Consider the following 17,748-nt stretch of genomic DNA (forward strand, 5'->3'; position numbering starts at 1 on the left):
TCCAATCCTCCCCACAATAAATTTCTATTATAGTGTAATTAATTTTATTATTTATAAGATTTATAAATAATTAATATTATGGTAAGTGAAGTTTATGTGGAAAATATTTTAAAACGTGATAAGAAGATTTTTAAAAAAGATTACAATGATTCTCAAAACCGGAATTTAGTGAAAAACAAAACACCTTCTAGTGGTGGTGTTCCTTTAGTTGCTGATTTTACTGAGTATTCACCTTTACATAATGGTCATTATCATTGTATGAAAACTGCAAAAGAACATGTTCCTGATGGTTTGTTTGTTGCAGTTGTACCTGGAATTTTTGAGCGTAGTGGACGAGGCCTACCCTACATTTTACCCAGGGAGGTTAGAGCTGAGATTGCAGTGGATGTTGGTGCGGATATTGTAGTTGAAGGTCCACCTATGGGTATTATGGGTTCTGGTCAATACAGTCTCTGTTTATGTAAAATGTTTCAAGCCCTAAACACTGACTATATTCCAAGGGGTTATAATCCTTCACCAGAATTTTCGGATATTCTTAAGCGTATAAGTATGGGTCATGCAGTTGTTCCTAAACCTTATAAAATAGTTGATAAAACATTACATGAGACTGTTTTTAAGGGTAAGTTAGCTGAGGATAATTATGTTATTTGTTCATTTAGTAAAAGTTTGAATAAGATTGGATTTGATTTTAAGGATAAATTCATATTTGTTCCACGTATTGAAGGTGTTAGTGGTACACGAATACGGGAAGCCATAGTAAGTAACGAATTAGATTCCATTAAAGACATGGTACCAAGTGAGACTTTAAGAATTTTAAAACGTGAAATAGAAAATAATCATGCACCATTACATAATATAAGAAACACAGAAGAAATCCTTAAAAATGTTAACACTTTATCTTATGGGGAATTATCTAAATTAAACTTTTTCACACCAGAATTAACTAAAAATATTATATTTAACAGGGAAGAAGAACCTTTCACAAGTCTAGATGAAGTTTTAAATATTATTCCTTATGGTTTTAGTACTCATTATAAACATAGGGTTTTAAGTATACTTGAGACAAAAGTAAATAATGATATAATATCTAATTATATTGAAACTTATCCTTTTAACATACGTGTACTAAATTATAAAAATGAACACGTTTTAGAAGATTTTAAAAATAAAATAATTAACGATAATAGGAGAATTAAATTATGGCAATAGAAAATGGTGACTTTGTTAAAATAGAATTCACTGGAAAAGTAGAAGAAACCGGTGATGTATTTGATACTACTAATCAAGATGTAGCTGAAGAAGCAGGAATATATAATAAAGAAAAAAATTATGGACCAATACCAATAGTTGTTGGTGGAAAACATTTACTCCCAGCAATAGATGAAGCAGTGCTTGGTATGGAAGTAGGGGATAATAAGAAAGTAACAGTTGACCCTGAAAATGGTTTCGGTCATCGTGACAGTAGTTTAGTTCAACTCATCCCAATGAAAGAATTTAAAAAACAAGGTATGACACCATACCCTGGAATGAAAATCACAGCTGAAGGACAAACTGGTAAAATCTTAACTGTAAATGGTGGAAGAGTTAAAGTAGATTTCAACCATGAACTTGCAGGTAAAACTTTAGATTATGATTTAACCATCTCTGAAGTTATTGATGATGATACTGAAAAAGTTAAAAGTATGATTAATCTTCACTATGCTTACCCTAATATGGATCTTGACAAGACTGAAGTTGAATTTGACGAAGACACTATTAAAATCAAGTTAGATGAAATCACTCATTTCGATCAAAAAAGTTATATGGATATAACCTTTGCTAGATACCGAATTAGTAAAGATTTATATGAAAACATGCCTTATGATAAGGTTCAATTTGTTGATGAATTCGAAAAAAGAGCAGAAGAAGAATCTGAAGAAACCGAGGAAAATACTGAAAGTGAAGAATAATTCCTTTCACTTTTTTTAATTTTTTTTAACCCCAAAATATTAACAATTGTTAACATTTCACTTATAAAAAAAATAAAAAATAAAAGAAAGGATTTTAATTAAAAATATTACCAATAAGTTGTAAAGGATCACTAAACAATACACTAACAGCATCAATATATGTAGGATAATCCCCACTTAAAGTAAATAAGTAAATCACATAACTAACCACTATAAGAATTAAAACAATTAAAATAATAGTTAAAATAATTTCACCAACACTAAACTTACCCTCATCCTCACCATCATCACTATTTTCATGGTGATTATGGATACTTCGAACATTACTATTTAATTCCTCATTATGAACATAATAATCCGCTTCATCCTCATAATACTGTTGAGGCTCAACCTCATCTTCAGGTAAATTGTTTAAAACTTCACCACTATGATGGAATAATCCCTTATCATAACCACCAGTACTACTACTAGTATTAAAAGCATCAGCTTCACGCATCTCATCCTCATATTCAGATTGCTGATTAGCATAAGCACTTTGAACACGACCAGTATCAGGTTCACTATTTAAATGACCTTCCTCTTCAAGAATACGTTCACGAATCTCCTCATAACTTAAACCATCATCACTATCATTATTATTTTGCATGTGAACAGGAACAATAACATCCTCATCATCACTTTCACTTAAACTACTAGTATAAGTCCCATCATTAAAACTATCCTCAATACTACTAGTAACAGTTTCCGCTACCTCTACCTCTTCCTCATCATCTTCATCTTCTTCTGGTTCCTCTTTTTTAATAAAAGGTTTACGTGTTAAAGGACCATTTTCAGCTTCATCCATAGCTAATTGATCTTGAAGAGATAAAGGTTTATCAGATTTAACTTCCTCACTAATACTTTCTTCACTTTTATCAGGTTCATCATAATAAAGATCTTCTAAATACTTCTCATACTTAGCTTCTAACTCTTCATCCGGACCATCACCCTCACTTACAACTTCACTTTCCTCAAAAACTGCAGGCTCCTTCATTCCAGGCTCAGGTACCTTATAAACATCATCACTCACTGCTTCCTCTTTTTCTTCATTTAAATATGAAGCAGACTCCTCAGTTAAACCTTTCTCTTCAAGCATACTTGAAATCTTAGCTGCAGAACGGAACTTATGCTTACCCGCACCATTAGAAACACTAACCTCTTCATTTTCTTCTTCAAATTGGTTTTCAAAGTCATAATCCCCATCTTCAGCTGCTTCATCCTCTAATTCAGGTTCAACTTCACCAGTACTAATCTCACTTTGACTTGCAGGTTTTCTTTCAACTTCACCAGTACCAATACTAGGTTCCGGATTCTTATTCCCCATAGCTTTTTCAACTATACTTTCAGTAACCAATTCATTAATACAATCTTTACAATAAGTATTTCCAGCAATTTTTATAAGGCACTCTTCACATATTGCTTTACCACAAACTGCACAATTAGCCACTGCTTCTCTATCTGGATGATTCTCACAATTCATTTAAATCTAACACTCCAACAAACCATTTATTTTTTTCCCTGAGAAAAATTAATGTTTTATCCCTTCCAATAACTATTTAATTTATTATTTATTTTTTTTAAAATAAAATGAGGGGGGTTTAAAAAAATTTTTTTTAATATTTAATTATAAATAACTAATAATATAATCTTATTAATGTTATATATCTTTAACAAAACTCTTTATTAAAGTTTGTTTTATATTACCCATTACTCCCTAAAATTAATACTAAAATAAGAAATAATTAATAATCCTAGTTTTTTAAAATTTCTTCGAAAAACTTTCTGAAATAAAAACCAAAAAAAATTATTATCATAATTTATATAAAATATTAAATATGGGGGAATTTTAAAAATGAAAAAATGTTTAAAAAAACCTAAAAATATTTCACATATAAAACCGTATAAAAATTCTTTAAATCATAATGAAAATCTAGTTAAAAATGATTTGATAAATAATCATACTCAAGAAGAAATTAAACTAGAGTATATTAATAAAATTAAAAAAATAGAAAAACAAAAATCTATAATTCTTCATGATTTAGAAGAACTATTTTAAATTATTTAAAAAAAAATTTTTTAGTAAGGATTAAAAGAAAAGTTTCATCCTTACATTTAAGTTTCCTTTTTATTGTTTTGGCCAGGTTAAAACTTTAGGTGTTTTTGCATCTTTTAAGCGGTCAAGCACCATTTTTGGCCAGTTTTCTTTATCGAATCCTTTTTGTGCAAGGAAACCGAATAACCAACGTGTTAATCCGAAACCTGTACAACCTGTCCAGATGTTGTGTTGGTGTGCTTCTTGTATACTGAATCCTTCTACGAAGTGTGTTCCATGATTGTTTGCACTTACTACTGCAACTCCTTTGTCACGGTTTGGTACTACTAGTCTCATTTCATATTTTGGCACGTCTGGGAATTCTATTCCACGGTTTTCAACTTTTCGTCCTTCAAGGTAGAATGGATCATCTCCAACTTCTGTGTACCATTCAAGTTCTAATTCACTTGCTAAGTCTTGGGATAAGAGGAGTGTAGCATCTCGTACTTTATCTACTTGTTCTGGGGTTCCGCACCATACTGCTTCTACTCGTTGGAATTCATGTACACGGTCTAGGCCTTTTGCACCTCCACCTTCCCATCTGTAGGTCCATCCACTTTTATCGAAACATTTTATTGGTAAGTCTTTTTCATCAACTACTTCGTGTGAGAGGAATTCGTAGAATGGTTCGCATTGTGCTGCAGCATTAACATATCCTGGATCTTTTAAGCCATCTTTTAGGAGGTCTATTGGTATTTCATGGTTAATGATTAATTCTTGTTTGAATTTATCAAATGCTTCAGGGTCTCTTTTTGGTGCGCTTACATAGTACATTCCTTCAGGTAGGCCTTCTAAGTATTTCATTTTATCTAATACTTCGAATGGTATGAGTTTTGGGAATAAGCATTCTTGGAAGTCAAGTTTATCTAATACTTTTTCCACGAGGATGCTTTCTATTGCTCTCTCAAGCGCGGTCATTTTTGGTCCATAAAACCATTGTCCTTTTCCAGGGAATTGTTTAACCCATCCAAGTTTTAATGCTTCTTCGGTCACATCATCTACAGGGTGTAATTCGAATTTATCACTTCTGTAAACGATTTCACCTGGAGTACTGTTCATCTTGTAGGTTAAATCTAATTGTTCACCATTTTCATCAGTTAACTCTTCTTTAGTAGCTACCTGTTTTATAATACGATTAATAGTTTGTTTTTTAATTTCAGATTCATTAATATCTTTAATTGTGAAACATACAAAATTATCTTCTTCCTGGATATTTTCTATTTGTTCGAATTTTAAAGCTGCATCCTTATTAAAACTATACTCATCAGTAGGTATGCTTATTTCATAGGTGTCTATGTGCATGTCACGTACACCTAAATGATATTTTTTACCAACAATTTTACTTAATGGATTTTTTAAACGTAATAATCCGTCATGTGCACGTATTTTATGACCAGATTTAATGGTTAAGTTTAATTTATCACCAGTAATATTCCAATCAGTAATTTGTGCTCCTGCTTCTAGGGTTTCATTTCCTAAACCACGGAGTAATAATTCTTTATTCGCATCATCTATGAAGCTTTGAATATCTTCTTTAGCTTCTGTTGCATCTTTACTAAAGGTAATTTCTCCTTTGAGTGTGAATTTCATTTTCTTCCACATTCTCCCTTAAAATTTTTTTCTGTATTCGGTTGTGATTTTTCAAGTATTTTCTCAACAAGTATCTCGGATGCTATTAAATCATCACTGGTGCTTAAGAAACTGCCTAAATTTTCACTCGTAATTTTATAATTTATAATATTATCTGTAATAGTTGATTTACAGTAACCTTCATCATCATCTACTTTTAACGATTGATAAGATATTTCTGCATCTTCACTTTTCTTATATTCTATTTTTATATCTGCTTTAATCTTCACAGTAAAAAAATCCTTTATTTTTTTTCAACTATTTAATATAAAAAAAATATAAAATAAATTCATTTTATATTCTACTTATTAATTTTATGTATTCAAGTATATATTTATAATTCACAAAGAAAATATTTTTTTTATGGATGAAAATTTTAATATATTAGTAAATGTATAATAAAATTAATAATTAAGGGGGAGTGCTTTTAAAATGGTTGATTTTAGTGAAATGTTTATAACAGTTAATGGTACTAGTTTTTTTCATGGAGTGAAACCTTTCCAAATAGGTAGTATTTTAAAATTAGTAAAGGATCCGGAAAATCTTCATGATGGTGAAGCTATTAAAGTTCTAATGCGTTATGCTGGTCAAGTAGGATTTGTTGCAAATAGTCCTAAAACTGTAGCTAAAGGAGCAATGAGTGCAGGTAGGATTTATGATAAAATCATGAATCCAGATTATGCTAAAGTCCGATTTATATTTAAGGATTCTATAATTGCTCAAGTATTATCTCATGATGAATTAGAACAGGAAAAATCTGATGAAAATTCAGATGTGAATAAAATTTAAAAAAATCAGTACGGGGGAGGATTTTTTTTTATGAGTGTTAATGCAATAAAAGATAGTTTAAGTAGTATTGAATTTTTACCAGTGCAAAACTATGAAAATGTATCAGTTTTAGGGTTTGAAACTAGTAATCTTAATGATTTTGATTTTCTCACTCTTAAGAAAGGTTTACGTATGGGTTTAGTGGAGTTAAATGAAGAAAACCCAAATGGAATTGTTGATACGATAAAAGTGATGAATAATGCAGTAACACCTTTACTTATTCTTGAAGGTGAAGTACTTATTGGTGCTAAACAGGATCGTATTGCAAATACTAGTCTTTTAATCCCACCACATGTTGGAAAATTAATACCTGTAAGTTGTGTTGAAGCTAATAGGTGGGAGTATCAAACTAATAATTTTTATGATTCTACAAATTATGCTTCATCAAATGTTAGAGGTGCACGGACAGAAACTGTTAATGTTTCACTTAAAAAAGAGGGGGTTTATAAATCTAATCAAGGCCTTGTTTGGGATGTGATTAATCAAACTCAAAACAATTTAAATATTGAATCTCAGACTAGTGCTTTAAAAGATGTTTATTCCTCTAAAGAGGAGACATTAAATGAATACTATGAAAGTTTCCCATATGCAAATAAGCAGAATGGTAGTATAATTCTTATAAACAATGAAGTTAAAGGATTAGAATTATTATATAATAATTATTTATATAAAGAGTTTCATGAGAGAATAATTAAAAGTTACATAATTGATGCCTTACAAGAGAGTAAAACTAGTAATACTGAAGATTTGGATGTTTATAATTTGGCTGAGGATTTTAGGGATAATATTTCATCTTCTAAGTATGAAACTTTTAAATCAGTTGGTTGTGGGGAGGATTCACGTTTTGAAAATACTGATTCAACTGGATCTGCATTAATTTATAAAAATGAATTGATTCATGCAGTATTCTTTAATAAATTAAAATCACTTGTAATTTAAATAAATTATAAATTTTTTTTCTACTTATAATTTTTTTTTTATTCTACTTAATTATATTATTATATAATAGAAATTACAAAATAAATTATTGTAAATGAATTTTTATTAAACTCATTTTTTTTATAAATAAAAATATTTTTTTTCATGATGAACTTTTTTCAACATAACATTTATTAATGTTGATTAAAATAAATAATCGTATTCTATCTTAAATTATATAAAATAACATTAAATTTTAGATACAAAAAAAATAATTTTTATTTAATCTTAAAATTTTATTTAAATAAACCCCATATATAATCTTAAAATTAAGTTTTAAAGGGGCTTGTTTATTTTTATTATATATCAAACCATAATTTATAATTTGGATTGTTTGATAGAAAAATTTTTAAATTTATTATTTATGGAGGAACTATTAATGGTTCGTGCTTACTCAAGAAAAGAATATATTAGAAAAACCCCAAATTCAAGAATTGTTCAATATGATATGGGAAGCTTAACAGATGAATTCCCAGTAGCTGTATCTTTATCAGTTAAAAGACCTATCAGAATTAGTCATAATGCTTTAGAAGCTGCAAGAATTGCTTCTAACAGATTAATGATGAGAAAGGCAGGAAGATTCGGATACCATTTGAAAATCAGAACTTACCCACACAATATTGTACGTATTAATCCTATGGCTACAGGAGCTGGAGCAGATCGTGTACAAAGTGGTATGAGAAACGCATTCGGAAAAGCAGTTAGTGTAGAAGCTTTATGCAGTAAAAATCAAAAAGTTATCACTATTGATATTAATCCTAAAAACTTTAACGATGCAAAACTCGCACTTAAACGTGCATCAATGAAACTTCCAGTTGCATGTAAAATCACTGTAGATAAAGGCGCAGAATTAATTAAATAAATATAATAAAAAGAAAGAAAATTTTTTCTATAAATTTTTTCCTTTTTTTATTATAAAAACAAAAAAAAATAATTAATGTTAATATTTGATTAATAAAAAAAAGATTTAAAAGTTAATTCCAAAAAAAAAATTAACCCTCAAAAAAAATTCGATAAAATCTAAATAAAATAAAGGATTAATCATTAAATTCTATTTAAAAAAAATTTTTATGGAAAATTTATATTATATTTTTAAAAATATTGTTAAAAAAAATATTAGAGGAAATTTGAAAAAATGTATGTTGAAAGATTTGAAAATATTAGCAAAGACGACATTGGAATAGCTGGGGGAAAAGGAGCAAATCTTGGAGAATTAACTCAAGCAGGCATCCCTGTACCACCAGGATTTGTAATAACAGCAGAAACCTACCAAAAATTCATGGAATCTACTGGAATATTCCAATCAGTAATGGATATACTTGACACAATCGATATTAACAAAACTAAAGAACTTCAAGAAGCTGCAGAAGAAATAAAACAAATAATCATTGACACTCCAATACCAGAAGACATAACCACTCTTATAATAGAAGCATACAATGCCCTATCACAAAGAGTAGGTGTTGATGATGCAGATGTAGCAATAAGATCATCTGCAACAGCAGAAGATTTACCTGATGCATCATTTGCAGGACAACAAGATACTTTCCTTCATGTAAAAGGAACAGAACAAGTAATTGAATATGTTCGTAAATGTTGGGCAAGTTTATTTGAAGCAAGAGCAATCTTTTATCGTGAAGAAAACGACTTCGACCACTCCAGAGTATTAATCGCAGTTGTAGTTCAACAAATGGTTAACTCTGAAAAAGCAGGAGTAATGTTCACTGTAAACCCATCTACAGGGGAAAATATTGCATTAATAGAAGGATCCTGGGGATTAGGTGAAGCAGTAGTTTCTGGAACAGTAACACCTGATACTTACACTGTAGATAAAGACACAGATAAAATCTTATCAGTTAAAGTCAGTGAAAAAAGATACATGTTCACAAAAGATGATGAAGGAACCAGTAAAGAAACCACTGTACCAAAAGACAAACAAAACCTAAGAGTCTTACCAGATGATGAATTACTTAATTTAGTTGCAATGGGAAAACGTATACAAGCACATTACGGAAAACCACAAGATACTGAATGGGCAATGGAAAATGGTAATTTATTCATGTTACAATCCAGACCAATTACTACACTTGGAGATGACACTCCAAAGCCTGAAACTAATGAAGTTGAAGACATGAAAGTAATTAAAAAAGGATTAGGTGCAAGTCCAGGTACAGGTTCTGGAACAGTGAAAATAATTAAAAAAATCCAAGAACTCGACAAAATCCAAGACGGAGACATAATGGTTACAACAATGACCACACCAGATATGGTTCCAGCAATGAAAAGAGCTAATGCAATCGTAACTGATGAAGGAGGAGTAACCTGTCACGCTGCAATCATCTCCCGTGAACTTGGAATACCATGTGTAGTGGGAACTGGAGACGGAACTAGTGCAATTAAAGAAAACATTGATGTAACTGTAGATGGTAAAAAAGGATTCATCTATGAAGGAATCCAAAAACAAGCCGAAGAAAAAACAGAAACACCAGCAACCCTTGCACAAGAAGCTCCAATCATAACCGTAACACAAGTAAAAGCTAATGTAAGTATGCCTGAAGCTGCACCAAGAGCATTCGCAACCGGTGCAGATGGAGTAGGATTACTCCGTACAGAGCACATGATGTTAGCTGCTGGAGTCCACCCTGTAAAATTCTTAGAAGAAGACAGAGAAGATGAATTAGTAAACATATTAGTTGAAAACATTCTCAAAGTAGTGGATGTATTCTATCCAAAACCAGTATGGTATCGTACATTAGATTCTCCAACTGATGAATTCAAAACACTTGATGGTGGAGAAAACGAACCTGATGAACCAAACCCAATGCTTGGTTGGAGAGGAATCAGAAGAGAACTTGACCAAGACGGTATACTTCGTGCAGAATTTAAGGCAATTAAAAAGTTACATGATCAAGGATACACAAATATTGGAGTAATGATTCCACTTGCACAACATCCTGATGAACTTAGAAAAGCAAAGAAAATCTGTGAAGAAGTAGGATTAACCCCACACAAAGATATTGAATTTGGAATGATGGTAGAAATACCAGCAGCAGCAATCCTCATACAAGACTTTATTGATGTTGGCTTAGACTTCGTGAGTTTAGGAACTAACGATTTAACCCAATATACACTTGCAGTAGACCGTAACAATGAATTTGTTGCTAAAAATTATAGTGAAGAACACCCAGCAGTAATGGCATTAGTAGAACGCACAATCAGAACATGTGTTGAAAATGGTGTAACTTGCAGTATCTGTGGTCAAGCAGGAAGTGTACCTCACATTGTTGAAAAACTTGTTGGAATGGGTATTACAAGTGTATCTGCAAACTCTGATGCAATATTAGAAGTGCGTAAAACAGTAGCACGTGCAGAACAAAAATTAATACTTGACGCTGCAAGAAAACAACAATAAAAAAACATTGGATTATAAAAAAAGAAAAAAAACACATTCATCTTTTAATTATAATCCCCTCTTTTTTTAATATTCTTTCAAAATTTATAAACCATATTTAAATTAAATTTTTTATTCAAATTTTTAAAACTTTTTTTTTTAATTATATTTCCATAAAAATTAATAATATATAATAAATTAAAAATAAGGGAATTTATATGAATACAAAACCAATAGCAAAATCAGAAATCCTAAAAGAACTACAAGAATACCAAAACCAAGATTATAAATACGAATCAGGAAGGATATTAGGTTCAATGTGCACACAAGCACATCCATTTGCTAAAGAAGTTTTTATAAAATTTTTAGACAGTAACCTTGGAGACGCTGGCTTATTCCAAGGAACCAAACATATCGAAGATGAAGCAATAAAAACAATAGGATCATTTCTTGGAAACCCAGAAGTTTATGGAAACATTGTAACAGGTGGAACTGAAGCAAATCTCATGGCAATGAGAGGGGCGAGAAATCTTGCAATCAATGAAAAAGGAATAAAAAATGGGGAAATAATCGTACCAGAATCAGCACATTTCTCATTTAAAAAAGCACAAGACATGCTAGGATTAAAAGTAATCCACGCACCCTTAGATGAAGAATACCGGACTTCTACTGATTTTGTACAAGACAATATAAACAAAAATACTGTTGCAATAGTGGGAGTTGCAGGTTCAACAGAACTTGGAGTAATAGATCCAATCCAAGAATTATCAGATATTAGTACTGATAAAAATATTCACTTACATGTTGATGCAGCATTTGGAGGATTTGTAATACCATTCCTTAAAGATTTAGGATACCATTTCCCAGATTTCGATTTCACCCTACCAGGTGTTGATTCCATGACCATTGATCCACATAAAATGGGACTTGCACCAATACCTGCAGGTTGTATACTATTTAAGGATAATAAATGTTTAGATGCAATGGCAGTTGATACTCCATATTTAACTTATAAACAACAATCAACAATTGTTGGAACCCGACTGGGAGCTAGTAGTGCCGCTATTTTTGCTTTAATGAAATATCTTGGTCGTGAAGGTTATGCTAAATTAGCACAGGAATGTATGGATAATACTAATTTTCTAGCTAAAGGCCTTAAAGATTTAGGTTATGACTTGGTTATGGAACCTAAACTTAATATTATAGGTTTTAACCATCCACAGTTAAGTACTGAGGAATTAGCTGATGAACTTGAAAAAAGAGATTGGAGAGTTTCTATGAGTAAATGTCCAGAAGCTGTAAGAATCATAGTGATGAGACACATTAAGCATGAAAATATTCTAGATTTACTAAGTGACCTTAAGGATATTAAAAATAATCTTTAAAAATTATCACACTTACATTGTTAACTACTTGTTTAATTAAGTATTAAACAATTTATATTAATTCTTTTTTTACCTTAAAAAACAGTAAAATTTCAATACTTTAAAAAATAAAATATTTTTCCCCATTATCTTAAAATAAAATAAGTTTCAAAACCACACCAACTGAAGATATAAGCCCTATTTTTCCACATTTTTCATTAACCAAGCTAAATTATCAGTTAAAGTATGCATAATCTGTAAACTCTCTAAATCATTTCTAACTCATACTGAGTATTACCCTGCACACAATTCCAAAATATCCATTAACCATAAACGATTTAGGGATTACTGAGATTCCAGTTCATAGAAATGGTAATATTTGTGATTTGTTTTCTAAAACTAAATATATGGAACATATGGGTTCAGGTATATCAAGAATGAATGCTGAAATGCTTAAGTTTGGTTTACCTAAACCTAAATTTTCTAATGATGATAATCTCTTTAAAGTAATTCTGTATGGTCCTAATGGGAAATTTAATAAAAGTAAATTTTTAGAAAAGTGTGATTTAAATTCAAGACAAGAATCAGCATTAATTGAATTAGATAAGGGGAAAGGATTTACTATTAAAGAATATGCGGAGATGTTTAATGTTTCTAGATTTACTGCTTCTAGAGATTTAAATTATCTAATTGAGAATGGTTTAATTAGGAAAGTTAAAAGAGGTAATAAATTTTATTTTTTACCATTTTAATACATAACTATTTTTTTTGCACATGTCTTGCTCTTTTGTTTTATTGTTTGGGGGTGTGTTTATTTTAGTGTTTTTTGTTGTTAGTGTTATTTTTATTTGGTTTGTTTTCTTTTATTTTTGTAGTTTTTTATTTTTTTAATTTTTTTGCACATTGATATGATGTGTCAAAAATATATTTTTTTAAAAAAATTTCTTTAATAAATAATCTAATAATTTAGTTGGTTTTTAATTATAAATTATAAATAATAAATATTTGTTTAATTTTCCCATTAATCTAAAAAAGAAAAATATTAAACTATTTCAAAAATATAAAATAATAATATGAAAGAAATCACAACACCAGTCAAAAATGAAACTATTAAAAATCTTAAAATTGGTGATAAGGTAAATATTACAGGAACAATGCTTACAGGAAGAGATGCAGTACTGCCAAAACTTGTAAAATTATTAGAAAATAATAAAAAAGATGAAATTAAAGTAAACCTTGAAGGGGCTGTGATTATGCATACAGCTTTTAGTAGTGCGGGAATTGCACCAACCACTAGTAATAAAACAGAAATAGAATCAAGCATAATACCCTTATCAGGGGCTGGTGTGAAATTACATATAGGTAAAGGATCCCTACACCCTGAAACTGTTGAAGGTTTAAAAAAAGAGGGAAGTGCTTATATAGTAACACCACCTGTTGCAGCATTACTTACAAGTAAAGTGAAATCTTATAAATGTGTAATGTATCCAGAAGAAGGAATGGAAGCATTATACCAATTAGAAGTGGAAAATATTCCAGGTATAGTTGCAAGTATTAATGGTGAAACCATTTAAATAAACACACTATTTTTCAAATGCTCTCTAATTATTTAAATACTAATTTTATAAAAATATTAATATGCAAAGAAAAGGGGTAGCGAATTTACCATTACATGGAGGACACCCACCACACTGGTTATTCACCCGAATGATAGATTTAGCCGAAGCAATAACAGATGTAATACTAGATGAATACGGTCACACAGAATACTTAAACCGTATAAGTAACCCATACTGGTTTCAAACATTCTCCTGCGTATTAGGATTTGATTGGCATTCCTCTGGAACAACCACAACAACACTTGGAGCTTTAAAAAGAGCAATTAAACCAGAAAAACATGGAATCTACATTTCCGGTGGAAAAGGTGCTAAGTCTCGTAAAACACCACAAGGCATAATTCATGCAGGAGATCTTTTCAATATTTCCACAAATAAAATTGATGAAATGGTGAACAATAGTAAATTATCTGCTAAAATAGATAATAGTTGCATACAAGACGGATTCACCCTATATCAACATAATTTCTTCATAACAGAAAAAGGTGAATGGGCAGTAGTCCAACAAGGAATGAATACAAAAAATAAGTATGCAAGAAGATACCATTGGATGAGTAACACAATAGATGATATGTTAGAAAACCCACATACTGGAATATCCTGTGATGAAAAAGAAGCACAAGCACTAAATATGGTTGCAACAGAAAGTCAAAACACACAACAAATTAGCATAGATTTAATAAATGATAATCCAGAACACTTACGTAAATATTTTAAAAGAAAAGATCAAGCACAAACTTTACTCTCAGATTTCAAATCCACAACCAGTTTCACCATGCCGGCACATCATCCAGTACTTGATATGGATTTATCAGATAAAGAATTTGAAGTACTTAAAGAAGCATGGGAAATACAACCTGAAAATTATGAGGAATTACTCCTTTTACATGGTATTGGTCCGAAAAAGATAAGAGCATTAGCATTAATAAGTGATTTAGTATATGGTGAACCTGCAAGTTGGGAAGATCCTGTGAAATATAGTTTCACACATGGAGGTAAAGATGGTTTCCCTTATCCTGTAAATCGTGAAGTATATGATAATTCAATTAATACAATGAGACAAGCAATAGAAGAATCCCATATAAATAAAGATGAGAGAATAAAAGCAATAAAAAGATTAGATGATTTTATCACCTAAAAAATAAAATTAGTATTTAAATTATATTTTAATGGTCTATTCCATGACTTTTCTTGTTTTCATCATGAATATTTACATGTTTTCCATGAGCTTCTGGAATAACTTCAAAGACTGGTTCTTCAAATTCAATATTAAATTCTTCACCATCCATTAACATATGTTGAAATACTGCTAATGCTGCAACTTCACTGTGAGGTTGTGTTGTAACACTAACATTCCAGTCACTATTTTCATAAACCTTAGTTGGGACTTTAGCTCCACCTACAACTATTAAAATATCCTTATTGGAATCTCTAACTTCACTTACTACATCTTGTGCTTGTGAACCATACATTGTTAAGTGAACGATTTTCCCACCATTATCTCTCCAATCAGTGATAACTTTCATGAAATTTTTTTCATAGGCAACTTCAAAGTCTCCACCCCAACGGTTTACAATATCTCGAACATTATCCATTAATCTATGATCTTGTTCTCCACTTAACCAAACTTTACTTGCACCAAAAGCTCTACTTGTTAAACATACATGTGTTGTGATACGTGTATCTCTTTTTAATCTATGATCTAATCTTAAAACATTAATCTTCAAAAATATCAAACCTCCAAAATAATCTTTCTTTTTTTATACTATGAGTACGTATGGTATTATCATCATTAAAAGTGAAAACATACGTCCTATTTCATTACTTGCACCTAAAACATCACCTGTTGCAAATTTCATATGACGTTTACAAACAAGACTAGTTAATGCTCCACCAAGTATACCACCAATAACTCCAAATACTCCTAATTTTGTATTAATAACAAATGCAATAATTAAACAAATAATAACACTTACAAGGTAGTTAGTTTTATTTGTGTATTGTATAAAACTTTTACCAGTACCATTAACATAAGGTGTGCTTGTTAAACAAGTAGTTAATAATCCAAGTTTAGCACACATTTCACTTATAAGAACAATCCAAATAAGACCATGACTAATAAATGTGAAATAACAAGTAATAGTAATAAGTCCTGTTAAAAATAATGAGGATATAGCACCAGTACCAATTAAAGAATCACGCATTACACGGATTTTATCTTTACTAGTTCCCTGAAACATCACACCATCACTAAAATCAAGCAAACCATCTAAATGATGACAACCATTAATTAATATGAAAAATCCATAAATAATAACAGCACTTAAAAAGTAAGGTAAGTTTAAAACATTATTCAAAACAAATAATATAATAACACCTAATAATCCTACAAAAGCATTAATAACAGGCCAAAACCATGTCATTTTAGCCATTTCATCAATTGTTGTTCGAACATTCAATGGTACTATAGTTGAAAAAGTAAATAATCCAAGAATACTTCTCCACATTGAAAATTCTTGTCTATTAAAATAATCATCCCTATTTTTGTCAACACGACTCATAAAAAAATTCACTCCCACCTTTGTTCTACTTTTTCTTTATTCTTCAAAAATTTTACTCATACAACCTGCAATTAATCCAGCAAAGATATCATCTAACATTGGACCTAAACCAAAAATAATCCCCGGTTTCTTTTCATCATAACGTTTAAAATTAAAGGTAGCCTTTGTGCCAGCAATCTGATTACTAATAGCTAAACCTAAAACTTCATCAGTATATAAATATGCAGGATCATCTGAGATATCCACTTCACGTAAACGATTATTCTCAAAATCCTGTTCTGTTCTGATTGCAGCCATTAACAAAGCAATCACATTAATATCAGTTAAACTCTTAAGGATTTCTTCTTCTAACCGATTCTTCAAATCACTAGTAACATCAACACCAACACAAAGTTCAAAACCAGCATCAACTAAATCACTAATCTGTATACCTTCAGAAACAAGATAATCAAGAATACCGAAATCTAAACCCATACGTTTAACACTATCCTCACAGTTAATAATAACAGATTCCTCTAAATCCTTTAAAAACTTAGGAATATCTAAAGATTCATCATCATATTCAGCTTGAGTAATATCAACACCACTATCCATATACTCCTCATCATAATCCTGACTTGGAAGGTTAGATGCAATAACCAAGAAATCATTCTGATTTATAATATTATTAATATGAACTGGTAAATTCAAACCTTGGAAAAACTTAGTTTTAGCTTTAATACAAGTCTTATAAATGTTAATTAAAAGTTTAGGACTTAAACTCTTATTAATCAAAATAACTTCACCAAGATCAATACGTGCATCCTTAAAACCTTTAGGACTATTTGCAACTTTCAATTTATCAGTGAAATCTTCAACACTAACATCATTACTTATAATATTCAATATACCATAATCATCATAAGTATTAGTGAAATATTCTAAATCATTAGAAAATGTTGAAATATAACTACCAGAAATATTATTTGTTTCCTTATAATCTTCAGTTAATCCAATTAAACCCTCAATATCCAAGTTTTCATTATTTTTCACATCATCCTTTAAAATAATAATATTTTCAACTATATCAATACCATCACTTATTTCTAAATCACTAAAAGTTAAAAAATAATCTGGATTATTAATACAAATATGATTATCCGTATTTGAAACTTTAACATTACTTAAATGGTTCTTTTCACTTGTATCATTCACTATAAATAGCCCCTATAAAAAAATTTTTTTATTTTTCATTATCAAAATAATTAAAAGAGAATTCTTTTTTCCAAATATGTATAATCAAGAAAAAAATAAAATTATTA

General features: G+C 30.0%; 17 protein-coding genes. 11 read left to right on the forward strand and 6 right to left on the reverse strand.

Features of this window, described 5'->3' with window-relative positions; genetic code table 11:
• Positions 1 to 78 precede the first annotated feature (78 nt).
• Both ACA135_RS01090 and ACA135_RS01095 read left to right on the forward strand, forming a co-directional pair.
• A complete protein-coding gene (locus tag ACA135_RS01090; RefSeq protein ID WP_409198475.1) occupies positions 79 to 1,209 on the forward strand; it encodes a nucleotidyltransferase family protein in 1,131 nt (376 codons plus the stop codon).
• A complete protein-coding gene (locus ACA135_RS01095; RefSeq protein ID WP_409198476.1) occupies positions 1,200 to 1,949 on the forward strand; it encodes a peptidylprolyl isomerase in 750 nt (249 codons plus the stop codon). Before ACA135_RS01090 ends, ACA135_RS01095 begins: the two co-directional genes overlap by 10 nt.
• Before the next feature lie 94 nt (positions 1,950 to 2,043).
• On the opposite strand, the gene ACA135_RS01100 is transcribed toward ACA135_RS01095, so the two are convergent.
• Positions 2,044 to 3,468, reverse strand: a complete 1,425-nt coding sequence (locus tag ACA135_RS01100; RefSeq protein ID WP_409198477.1) for a hypothetical protein — start codon at positions 3,466 to 3,468, stop codon at positions 2,044 to 2,046.
• Positions 3,469 to 3,840: 372 nt separating this feature from the next.
• Here ACA135_RS01100 and ACA135_RS01105 point away from each other — a divergent pair, with 372 nt between their 5' ends.
• Complete coding sequence (locus ACA135_RS01105) at positions 3,841 to 4,044, forward strand: hypothetical protein (protein WP_409198478.1); 204 nt, start codon at positions 3,841 to 3,843, stop codon at positions 4,042 to 4,044.
• Between the two features lie 69 nt (positions 4,045 to 4,113).
• Here the strand turns inward: ACA135_RS01105 and serS are convergent, their stop codons facing one another.
• Complete coding sequence (gene serS / locus ACA135_RS01110) at positions 4,114 to 5,682, reverse strand: serine--tRNA ligase (protein WP_409198479.1); 1,569 nt, start codon at positions 5,680 to 5,682, stop codon at positions 4,114 to 4,116.
• A complete protein-coding gene (locus ACA135_RS01115; RefSeq protein ID WP_409198480.1) occupies positions 5,667 to 5,939 on the reverse strand; it encodes a KEOPS complex subunit Pcc1 in 273 nt (90 codons plus the stop codon). The genes serS and ACA135_RS01115 overlap by 16 nt, the downstream gene beginning before the upstream one ends.
• Before the next feature lie 202 nt (positions 5,940 to 6,141).
• Here ACA135_RS01115 and ACA135_RS01120 point away from each other — a divergent pair, with 202 nt between their 5' ends.
• The 8 genes from ACA135_RS01120 to ACA135_RS01155 all read left to right on the forward strand — a co-directional run bounded on the left by ACA135_RS01120 (position 6,142) and on the right by ACA135_RS01155 (position 15,024).
• Complete coding sequence (locus ACA135_RS01120) at positions 6,142 to 6,498, forward strand: HIRAN domain-containing protein (protein WP_409198481.1); 357 nt, start codon at positions 6,142 to 6,144, stop codon at positions 6,496 to 6,498.
• A gap of 30 nt (positions 6,499 to 6,528) precedes the next feature.
• Positions 6,529 to 7,476, forward strand: a complete 948-nt coding sequence (locus tag ACA135_RS01125; RefSeq protein ID WP_409198482.1) for an ARPP-1 family domain-containing protein — start codon at positions 6,529 to 6,531, stop codon at positions 7,474 to 7,476.
• Positions 7,477 to 7,894: 418 nt separating this feature from the next.
• A complete protein-coding gene (gene rplJ / locus ACA135_RS01130) occupies positions 7,895 to 8,377 on the forward strand; it encodes a 50S ribosomal protein L16 (protein WP_409198483.1) in 483 nt (160 codons plus the stop codon).
• A 273-nt stretch (positions 8,378 to 8,650) separates the two neighbouring features.
• Positions 8,651 to 10,927 (forward strand): phosphoenolpyruvate synthase, encoded by a 2,277-nt coding sequence (ppsA, locus tag ACA135_RS01135; RefSeq protein WP_409198484.1) that lies wholly within the window; start codon positions 8,651 to 8,653, stop codon positions 10,925 to 10,927.
• A gap of 197 nt (positions 10,928 to 11,124) precedes the next feature.
• Complete coding sequence (gene mfnA / locus ACA135_RS01140; protein WP_409198485.1) at positions 11,125 to 12,291, forward strand: tyrosine decarboxylase MfnA; 1,167 nt, start codon at positions 11,125 to 11,127, stop codon at positions 12,289 to 12,291.
• A 308-nt stretch (positions 12,292 to 12,599) separates the two neighbouring features.
• Positions 12,600 to 13,022 carry an ATP-binding protein gene (locus tag ACA135_RS01145; RefSeq protein ID WP_409199059.1) on the forward strand — a complete coding sequence of 141 codons (423 nt, stop codon included), beginning with the start codon at positions 12,600 to 12,602 and terminating at the stop codon, positions 13,020 to 13,022.
• A 321-nt stretch (positions 13,023 to 13,343) separates the two neighbouring features.
• A complete protein-coding gene (locus ACA135_RS01150; protein WP_409198486.1) occupies positions 13,344 to 13,844 on the forward strand; it encodes a fumarate hydratase C-terminal domain-containing protein in 501 nt (166 codons plus the stop codon).
• 64 nt (positions 13,845 to 13,908) lie between these two features.
• Positions 13,909 to 15,024: a DUF763 domain-containing protein gene (locus tag ACA135_RS01155; protein WP_409198487.1), complete on the forward strand. Its 1,116-nt coding sequence runs from the start codon at positions 13,909 to 13,911 to the stop codon at positions 15,022 to 15,024.
• A 28-nt stretch (positions 15,025 to 15,052) separates the two neighbouring features.
• Here ACA135_RS01155 and ACA135_RS01160 read toward each other — a convergent pair whose 3' ends face one another.
• The 3 genes from ACA135_RS01160 to ACA135_RS01170 are packed head-to-tail and all read right to left on the reverse strand — an operon-like array spanning position 15,053 to position 17,641.
• Positions 15,053 to 15,613, reverse strand: coding sequence for a tRNA (cytidine(56)-2'-O)-methyltransferase (locus tag ACA135_RS01160; protein ID WP_409198488.1), 561 nt, complete (start codon positions 15,611 to 15,613; stop codon positions 15,053 to 15,055).
• A gap of 33 nt (positions 15,614 to 15,646) precedes the next feature.
• On the reverse strand, positions 15,647 to 16,447 hold the full coding sequence (gene cobS, locus ACA135_RS01165) for an adenosylcobinamide-GDP ribazoletransferase (RefSeq protein ID WP_409198489.1): 801 nt from the start codon (positions 16,445 to 16,447) through the stop codon (positions 15,647 to 15,649).
• 36 nt (positions 16,448 to 16,483) lie between these two features.
• Entirely contained in the window at positions 16,484 to 17,641 is a 1,158-nt protein-coding gene (locus tag ACA135_RS01170; protein WP_409198490.1) for a phosphatidylglycerophosphatase A, read from the reverse strand.
• Positions 17,642 to 17,748: the final 107 nt, after the last annotated feature.

It is taken from the genome of Methanobrevibacter acididurans, assembly GCF_046197875.1.
GTDB classification, from domain to species: domain Archaea; phylum Methanobacteriota; class Methanobacteria; order Methanobacteriales; family Methanobacteriaceae; genus Methanobrevibacter_A; species Methanobrevibacter_A acididurans.

What these genes read in the sequence shown, in the direction of transcription:
- ACA135_RS01105 (WP_409198478.1), top strand. Translation starts at nt 3,841, where the DNA reads ATGAAAAAATGTTTAAAAAAACCTAAAAATATTTCACATATAAAACCG.
- ACA135_RS01150 (WP_409198486.1), top strand. Translation starts at nt 13,344, where the DNA reads ATGAAAGAAATCACAACACCAGTCAAAAATGAAACTATTAAAAATCTT.
- ACA135_RS01090 (WP_409198475.1), top strand. Translation starts at nt 79, where the DNA reads ATGGTAAGTGAAGTTTATGTGGAAAATATTTTAAAACGTGATAAGAAG.
- ppsA (WP_409198484.1), top strand. Translation starts at nt 8,651, where the DNA reads ATGTATGTTGAAAGATTTGAAAATATTAGCAAAGACGACATTGGAATA.
- cobS (WP_409198489.1), bottom strand. Translation starts at nt 16,447, where the DNA reads ATGAGTCGTGTTGACAAAAATAGGGATGATTATTTTAATAGACAAGAA.
- ACA135_RS01125 (WP_409198482.1), top strand. Translation starts at nt 6,529, where the DNA reads ATGAGTGTTAATGCAATAAAAGATAGTTTAAGTAGTATTGAATTTTTA.
- ACA135_RS01155 (WP_409198487.1), top strand. Translation starts at nt 13,909, where the DNA reads ATGCAAAGAAAAGGGGTAGCGAATTTACCATTACATGGAGGACACCCA.
- ACA135_RS01120 (WP_409198481.1), top strand. Translation starts at nt 6,142, where the DNA reads ATGGTTGATTTTAGTGAAATGTTTATAACAGTTAATGGTACTAGTTTT.
- ACA135_RS01095 (WP_409198476.1), top strand. Translation starts at nt 1,200, where the DNA reads ATGGCAATAGAAAATGGTGACTTTGTTAAAATAGAATTCACTGGAAAA.
- rplJ (WP_409198483.1), top strand. Translation starts at nt 7,895, where the DNA reads ATGGTTCGTGCTTACTCAAGAAAAGAATATATTAGAAAAACCCCAAAT.
- ACA135_RS01100 (WP_409198477.1), bottom strand. Translation starts at nt 3,468, where the DNA reads ATGAATTGTGAGAATCATCCAGATAGAGAAGCAGTGGCTAATTGTGCA.
- mfnA (WP_409198485.1), top strand. Translation starts at nt 11,125, where the DNA reads ATGAATACAAAACCAATAGCAAAATCAGAAATCCTAAAAGAACTACAA.
- serS (WP_409198479.1), bottom strand. Translation starts at nt 5,682, where the DNA reads ATGTGGAAGAAAATGAAATTCACACTCAAAGGAGAAATTACCTTTAGT.